General features: G+C 63.1%; 6 protein-coding genes. 5 read left to right on the forward strand and 1 reads right to left on the reverse strand.

Annotation, left to right across the window (positions count from 1 at the left end; genetic code table 11):
- Positions 1 to 111: 111 nt before the first annotated feature.
- The 5 genes from AC24YW_RS03240 to AC24YW_RS03260 all read left to right on the forward strand — a co-directional run bounded on the left by AC24YW_RS03240 (position 112) and on the right by AC24YW_RS03260 (position 5,118).
- Complete coding sequence (locus AC24YW_RS03240) at positions 112 to 984, forward strand: NAD(P)-dependent oxidoreductase (protein ID WP_487481343.1); 873 nt, start codon at positions 112 to 114, stop codon at positions 982 to 984.
- A gap of 114 nt (positions 985 to 1,098) precedes the next feature.
- Positions 1,099 to 2,529 carry a sodium:proton antiporter gene (locus tag AC24YW_RS03245; RefSeq protein WP_487481344.1) on the forward strand — a complete coding sequence of 477 codons (1,431 nt, stop codon included), beginning with the start codon at positions 1,099 to 1,101 and terminating at the stop codon, positions 2,527 to 2,529.
- A gap of 162 nt (positions 2,530 to 2,691) precedes the next feature.
- Positions 2,692 to 4,287, forward strand: coding sequence for a sensor histidine kinase (locus tag AC24YW_RS03250; RefSeq protein WP_487481345.1), 1,596 nt, complete (start codon positions 2,692 to 2,694; stop codon positions 4,285 to 4,287).
- A 44-nt stretch (positions 4,288 to 4,331) separates the two neighbouring features.
- Complete coding sequence (locus tag AC24YW_RS03255; protein ID WP_487481346.1) at positions 4,332 to 4,535, forward strand: DUF1289 domain-containing protein; 204 nt, start codon at positions 4,332 to 4,334, stop codon at positions 4,533 to 4,535.
- A 28-nt stretch (positions 4,536 to 4,563) separates the two neighbouring features.
- Complete coding sequence (locus AC24YW_RS03260) at positions 4,564 to 5,118, forward strand: TIGR02281 family clan AA aspartic protease (protein WP_487481347.1); 555 nt, start codon at positions 4,564 to 4,566, stop codon at positions 5,116 to 5,118.
- Between the two features lie 106 nt (positions 5,119 to 5,224).
- Here AC24YW_RS03260 and dusA read toward each other — a convergent pair whose 3' ends face one another.
- Positions 5,225 to 6,211 (reverse strand): tRNA dihydrouridine(20/20a) synthase DusA, encoded by a 987-nt coding sequence (gene dusA / locus AC24YW_RS03265; RefSeq protein ID WP_487481348.1) that lies wholly within the window; start codon positions 6,209 to 6,211, stop codon positions 5,225 to 5,227.
- Positions 6,212 to 6,613: the final 402 nt, after the last annotated feature.

Consider the following 6,613-nt stretch of genomic DNA (forward strand, 5'->3'; position numbering starts at 1 on the left):
CCCTCTGGCCTCAAGGGTTTATGGTGCGCCTCCAATCCGCCCTCACTGCGGAACCCAGGCGCCCCTCGCCTGGCAAGAACCGTAAACCCGAACTACGGACAAGGTACCACAATGGCTAAAGTCGCTTTCCTCGGTCTTGGCGTGATGGGCTTTCCCATGGCCGGACACCTCGTGAAAAAAGGGGGCCATGAGGTCACCGTCTACAACCGCACCGCGGCGAAGGCGAAGGAATGGGCGGACAAGTTCAGCGGCAAGACCGCACCGACCCCGAAGGCCGCCGCCGAGGGTCAGGATTTCGTGATGTGCTGCGTCGGCAACGACAACGATCTGCGCGCGGTCACAATCGGCCCCGACGGCGCCTTCGCCGGCATGAAGAAGGGTGCGACCTTCGTCGACCACACCACCGCCTCTGCCGAGGTCGCCCGTGAGCTCGACGCGGCCGCCGCCAAGGCCGGCTTCAAGTTCGTCGACGCCCCCGTCTCCGGCGGCCAGGCCGGCGCCGAGAACGGCGTGCTGACGGTGATGTGCGGCGGCGCACAGGACGCCTATTCCGGGGCAGAGCCGATCATCACGGGCGCCTATGCGCGGATGTGCAAGCTGCTCGGGCCCGCCGGAAGCGGCCAGCTCACCAAGATGGTCAACCAGATCTGCATCGCCGGTCTGGTGCAGGGCCTCTCGGAGGGCATCCATTTCGCCAAGAAGAGCGGCCTGGACGTCGCCGCAGTGATCGAGACCATCTCGAAAGGGGCCGCGCAGTCCTGGCAGATGGAAAACCGCTACAAGACCATGAACGAGGGCAAGTACGATTTCGGCTTCGCTGTCGAATGGATGCGCAAGGACCTCTCGATCTCGCTCGCCGAAGCCCGCCGCAACGGCGCCAACCTGCCGGTGACCGCGCTGGTCGATCAGTTTTATTCCGAGGTCGAGAAGATGGGCGGCAAGCGCTGGGATACGTCGAGCCTGCTCGCACGCCTGCAACGCTGACGCTCTGTTGCGGCCGGGTTCGGAGTCGCCGGCTTCGAACTTCGTCGCGATCTCGGCCGCGACGAAGTTCTGTCAAGCGCGCCGACCGACATGATCGACTTCCGGGGGGAAGCCTTGCCTAGCGTGATTGCCGCCATCCTTGTTGTTGCGCGCCTGCTCCCGGCCGCGCTCCTGATCCTGGTCGCATCTCCTTCGCAGGCGCTTGCCGCATCGCTCAATGGTGCCAGCATTGGCCCGCAATGGGCGCTTCCATTCGCGGGCATGCTGCTCTCGATCGCCATATTTCCGCTCGCAGCGCCTCACTTCTGGGAGCATCACCAAGGCAAGATCGCCGCGATGTGGGCCGCCCTGATCGTGCTGCCGCTTGCAATCTGGTACGGCCCGCTTCCGACCGTCCAAGCGCTCGTTCATACGGCGCTGCTCGAATACGTCCCGTTCATTCTGCTGCTCCTCGCTCTGTTTACCGTCGCCGGCGGAATCGTGGTGCGCGGCAATCTTCACGGCTCCCCCGTCCTGAATACGCTGCTGCTCGCTCTCGGCACTCTGATCGCGAGCGTCATCGGCACGACCGGCGCCTCAATGGTCATGATCCGACCAGTCATTCGCGCCAATGACGACCGTCGGCACAACGCACACGTCGTGATCTTCTTCATCTTTCTGGTGTCCAACATCGGCGGTTCACTCTCTCCCTTGGGCGATCCGCCGCTGTTTCTGGGCTTCCTGCGCGGTGTGGACTTTTTCTGGACGACGACACACCTGTTTCCCCAGACCACGTTCGCGGCCTGGATTCTGCTTGCCCTGTTCTTTTGCATCGACACTTATCTCTACCGCAAGGAAGGCCGCGTCAAACCGGACCCAACTCCGGACAATCCCTTGCGGATCAGCGGCGGCCTCAACTTCGCTTTGATGGGAGTCATCATCGCTGCGATCCTCTTGAGTGCCAAGCTCGACCTCGGCGGATTTGAAGTTCTCGGCACGCATCTCCAGGTGCAGAATCTCCTGCGCGATGCCGTGATGATCGGCGTCGTGTTCGCATCTCTGGCCGTCACCTCGAAGGAGGACCACGATGCGAACGGCTTCTCTTGGGGCCCGATGATCGAAGTGGCAAAGCTGTTTGCCGCGATCTTCATCACCATCATTCCCGTGCTCGCGATTCTCAACGCCGGCAAATCCGGCGCGTTTGCCTCCGTCGTAAACATGGTCACCAACGCCGACGGCACGCCGAACAATGCCGCATATTTCTGGTTGACCGGCCTGCTCTCATCCTTTCTCGACAATGCGCCGACCTATCTGGTCTTCTTTGAGCTTGCCGGAGGCGATGCCAAGCATCTGATGACGAACGGCGCCTTGACCCTTGCCGCAATTTCCGCCGGTGCGGTGTTCATGGGTGCAAACTCCTACATCGGCAACGCGCCCAACTTCATGGTGTACGCAATTGCCCGGGCGGGTGGCGTCGCAATGCCCGGCTTCTTCGGATACATGGCCTGGACCTCCGTCCTGCTGCTGCCGGTTTTCGTGTTGGTCACGCTCGTTTTCTTCAGATGATCAAAGCGCGGGTTGATGGGAGCGGCCGCCCCGACTGCGTATGAATTAACGCTCCGTTAACGTAATTCTTTAGCTCCTTAAGTCAGCTCTTAAGGATTTCTTGCCAGAGATAGACAATGCAGAAAGCCCGCGTCCGGCGTGGGCAGGAATCCGTGTTGCTTGATGAGTAACCCCGCTGAAAAGCCCGAGGTCGTGCAGCTTCCGGCCGAGCCGGTGAGCGCGCCATCGGCGAGCAGCCGAAGGGCTGCGGCGCAGCGGGTGCGCGAGGCGCGCGACAAGTTAACGTCGACCAGTGGAACCCGGCCCGCTTTCGACGCCGAGATGCTGCGGCAATACGCCCAGACCCGGCTGTCGGCCTCCTATGTCGTGATGCTGCTGGTGGTGACGACCGGTGTGCTGTTCGGGCTGTGGATGCAGCCGATCCCGGCCGCGGCCTGGACCGTCGGCATGCTCTGCATCCACGGCGCCATGATCCGCAGCTGCCGGCGCTTCCTGACCGAGCCCGCCTCTCCGGCCGCGACACGCGCATGGCGGACGCGCTTCGTCGTGCTCGACCTGCTCTATGGCCTGTGCTGGATGGCGATCCTGATCCATCCCGTGCTCGACATGGTCACGGAAACGCTGATGATGTTCTTGATGCTGCTGGTGATCGCAGTATCGAGCATGCTCGCGGCCAATCTGCCGATCGCAGCCCTTGCCGCCACGGCGCCGGTCGCGGTTGCGATGGCGCTGAGCTTCGTGACAACCGGATCGCTGGACAATTACATCCTGGCAGCGCTGTCGCTCGCCGCCGAAGGTTATTTCATCCTGCTGGCGCACCGCCTGCACTCCTCGACCTTCGCCACGCTGGAAGCGCGCGCGGAAAAGGACGCGCTGATCGGCGAGCTGGAGCAGGCCAAGGCCATCTCGGACGAAGCGCGCCACCGCGCCGAAGCCGCCAACGTCGCCAAGTCGCGCTTCCTCGCGCAGATGAGCCACGAGCTGCGGACGCCGCTGAACGCCATCCTCGGCTTCTCAGAGGTCATGAAGAGCGAGATTTTCGGCGCGCATGCGGTACCGGTCTACAAGGAATATTCCGCCGACATCCATAATTCCGGCGTGCACCTGCTCAACCTCATCAACGAGATCCTCGATCTGTCGCGGATCGAAGCCGGCCGTTACGAGCTCAACGAGGAAGCGGTGTCCCTGGTCGGCATCGTCGCCGATTGCCATCATCTGATGAAGCTGCGTGCCTCGAGCCGCGGCATCACCATCCACGAAGTATTCGAGCAGGCCATGCCGCGGCTCTGGGCCGACGAGCGCGCGATCCGCCAGGTCGTGCTCAACCTGCTCTCCAACTCGATCAAGTTCACCCCGCAGGGTGGCGAGATCTGGCTCAAGGCCGGCTGGACAGCTTCCGGCGGACAATATCTCTCGGTGAGGGATTCTGGCTCCGGCATTCCCGAGGACGAGATTCCGGTCGTGCTCGCCTCGTTCGGCCAGGGTTCCAATTCGATCAAGTCGGCTGAACAGGGCGCCGGCCTCGGCCTGCCGATCGCCAAGAACCTGATCGACCTGCACGGCGGCACGTTCACGTTGAAATCGAAGCTGCGCATCGGCACTGAGGTGATCGTCACATTCCCGCCGGAGCGCGTGATGAGCGCGCTTGCCCCACTCTCGGACGATTCTCCACCGCTCCAGCCGGAGAGCTCCGTCGTGCCGGACGAGAAACGCCGTCCGCGGCACAAGCCGATCATGAGTGCCGGCACAGGCTCTTAACGAGATGCTTGCAGACATGCCCGATCATCCCTCACTATGTCCGTATGAGCAAAGAAACGCCGTGCGTCGCCGTGTGCATGATCGATCCCAAGACCAAGCTGTGCTTCGGCTGCGGCCGCACCTTGCCGGAGATCGCACGCTGGCACGCCATGGAGAGCGCGGACCGGCGCGCGATCATGGCCCTTTTGCCGGAGCGCATGACGGAAGCCGGGCTGGTGCCGATCGGGGGGTCCCCAAAACACGTCTGATCCGCCTGCGTGCCCTTGGAGGCACGCGATGATCCGCTTCCTGCTCGTCCTGATCATGCTCGCCGGCACGGCAGGTGCCGTCGTCGCCTATGGCGATCCCGACCGGATCGCGCGCGCCAGCCACAAGGTCTCGCACATCTTTCGCGGACAAGCCGCCTCCCCGGCGCCGGCCGTGCAGATCCCGCGCGGCCAGGGCGGCGAATTCACGCTGCGCGCGAAGATCAACGGCGTCACTGCGCCTATGGTGATCGATACCGGCGCGACATCGGTGGTGCTGACCTGGGAAACCGCGAAGGCGATCGGGCTGCCGCTCGAGATGCTTGAATACGACGTCGATCTCGAGACCGCAGGCGGCCACACCAAGGCGGCGCGGCTCACGCTCGACCGTCTCGCCGTCGGCAAGCTGGTCGAGAAGTCGGTGCCGGCCCTTGTCGTGCAGCGGGGCCAGATGAAGACCAATCTGCTCGGCATGAGCTTCCTCGACCGCCTGGAAAGCTGGGGCGTGCGCGCCGACACGCTGATGCTGACAGGATATCCGGAGCTGCAGGCCAACCACCGCCGCGCGCGTACGGCGGTGGACTAAAGCGCGACGCGATTAGGATGAATCGTCATCGCGCTTTAGGTTGTTGTTTGAGCATGATCTTTTCGGAAAACCGCTGCGCACTTTTCCGGATCATGCTCCAGCTCACTTAGGCCGCCTCAGCCGGCGCGCGCGCACCGACACGCGCGATCGCCTCGCGTAGCACGTCGAGACCGGCGTCGGGCTTCACACCCTGCTCGGCCAGATGCCGCCGGAACGCACGTGCGCCGGGCACAGCGTGAAATGCGCCGACGAAATGCCGCGTGATCGCGTGCAGCCGCGTGCCGCGCGCGAGTTGCTCTTCGATGTAGGGCATCATCGCCTCGAGCGCGTCCTGCATGGTGGCGTGCGGCGCCGGCCCGCCGAAGATTTCGTGGTCGACCGCGAGCAGCCGCCATGGCTCCTGATAGGCGGCGCGGCCGAGCATCACGCCGTCGACATGGGCAAGATGCGCCCTTGCCTCGTCGATGCTCCGAACGCCGCCATTGATGATGACGGGCACATCGGGGATCGCGCGCTTGAGCCGGTAGACGCGATCATAGTCGAGCGGCGGGATGTCGCGGTTCTCCTTCGGCGAAAGGCCGTTGAGCCAGGCCTTGCGGGCGTGCACGATCAACGCATCGCAGCCCGCGGCGACCACCGCACGCGCGAGCGCATCGAGCGCGACCTCCGGATCCTGATCATCGATGCCGATGCGGCACTTCACCGTGACGGGAACGGCGACCACACGCTTCATCGCGTCGACGCACCTCGCCACCAGCTCCGGCTCGGCCATCAGGCAAGCGCCGAAACGGCCATCCTTCACACGATCGGACGGGCAGCCGACATTGAGATTGATCTCGTCATAACCGAAGTCCTCGCCGATCCGCGCCGCCGCCGCGAGCTCGCGCGGATCCGATCCCCCGAGCTGAAGCGCCACGGGGTGCTCGACGGCGTCGAACCCAAGCAGCCGCACCCGGTCGCCATGAATCACGGCGCCGGTCGTCAGCATCTCCGTATAGAGCAATCCTCGACGCGTCAGGTGACGGTGGAACACGCGGCAGTGCCGGTCGGTCCAATCCATCATGGGGGCGACGGAAAAGATGTACGATTTCAATTAGTTACCCGTATGAGACGATCTAGATTGCACGTTGCACTTACTCCTAGCGTCTCGTTGCATCATGCTCAAGATCGCGCTCTCGAGCAATCGGCCTTAACATTGCAAACCGGAAGAGCGAGCAAGGTCGATCGCAAATGCTGCAGCCAGAAGAAGCTGCATCCCGCCGCAGCAGAGTTTGTCCAATCCATCAACATAAGGTGAGCCTTCAGCCCACATTAGACGAAGGCTGAGGGCGCAATTCTCTACTAGAGCATGGTCCGGAGAAGTGTGAAGCGGTTTTCCGAAAAGATCATGCTCAAACAAAGACCTCAAGCGCGATGGCGATTCATCCAAATCTCATCGCGCTTTAGGCCGCCGACATTCTCATGTTCCCTGTTGGCTTGCCGACCGAGAGACTCA

This window comes from Bradyrhizobium sp. USDA3516 (assembly GCF_057651995.1).

Coding starts and splice junctions, on each gene's coding strand:
- AC24YW_RS03250 (WP_487481345.1), top strand. CDS start 2,692: ATGAGTAACCCCGCTGAAAAGCCCGAGGTCGTGCAGCTTCCGGCCGAG.
- AC24YW_RS03255 (WP_487481346.1), top strand. CDS start 4,332: ATGAGCAAAGAAACGCCGTGCGTCGCCGTGTGCATGATCGATCCCAAG.
- AC24YW_RS03260 (WP_487481347.1), top strand. CDS start 4,564: ATGATCCGCTTCCTGCTCGTCCTGATCATGCTCGCCGGCACGGCAGGT.
- AC24YW_RS03240 (WP_487481343.1), top strand. CDS start 112: ATGGCTAAAGTCGCTTTCCTCGGTCTTGGCGTGATGGGCTTTCCCATG.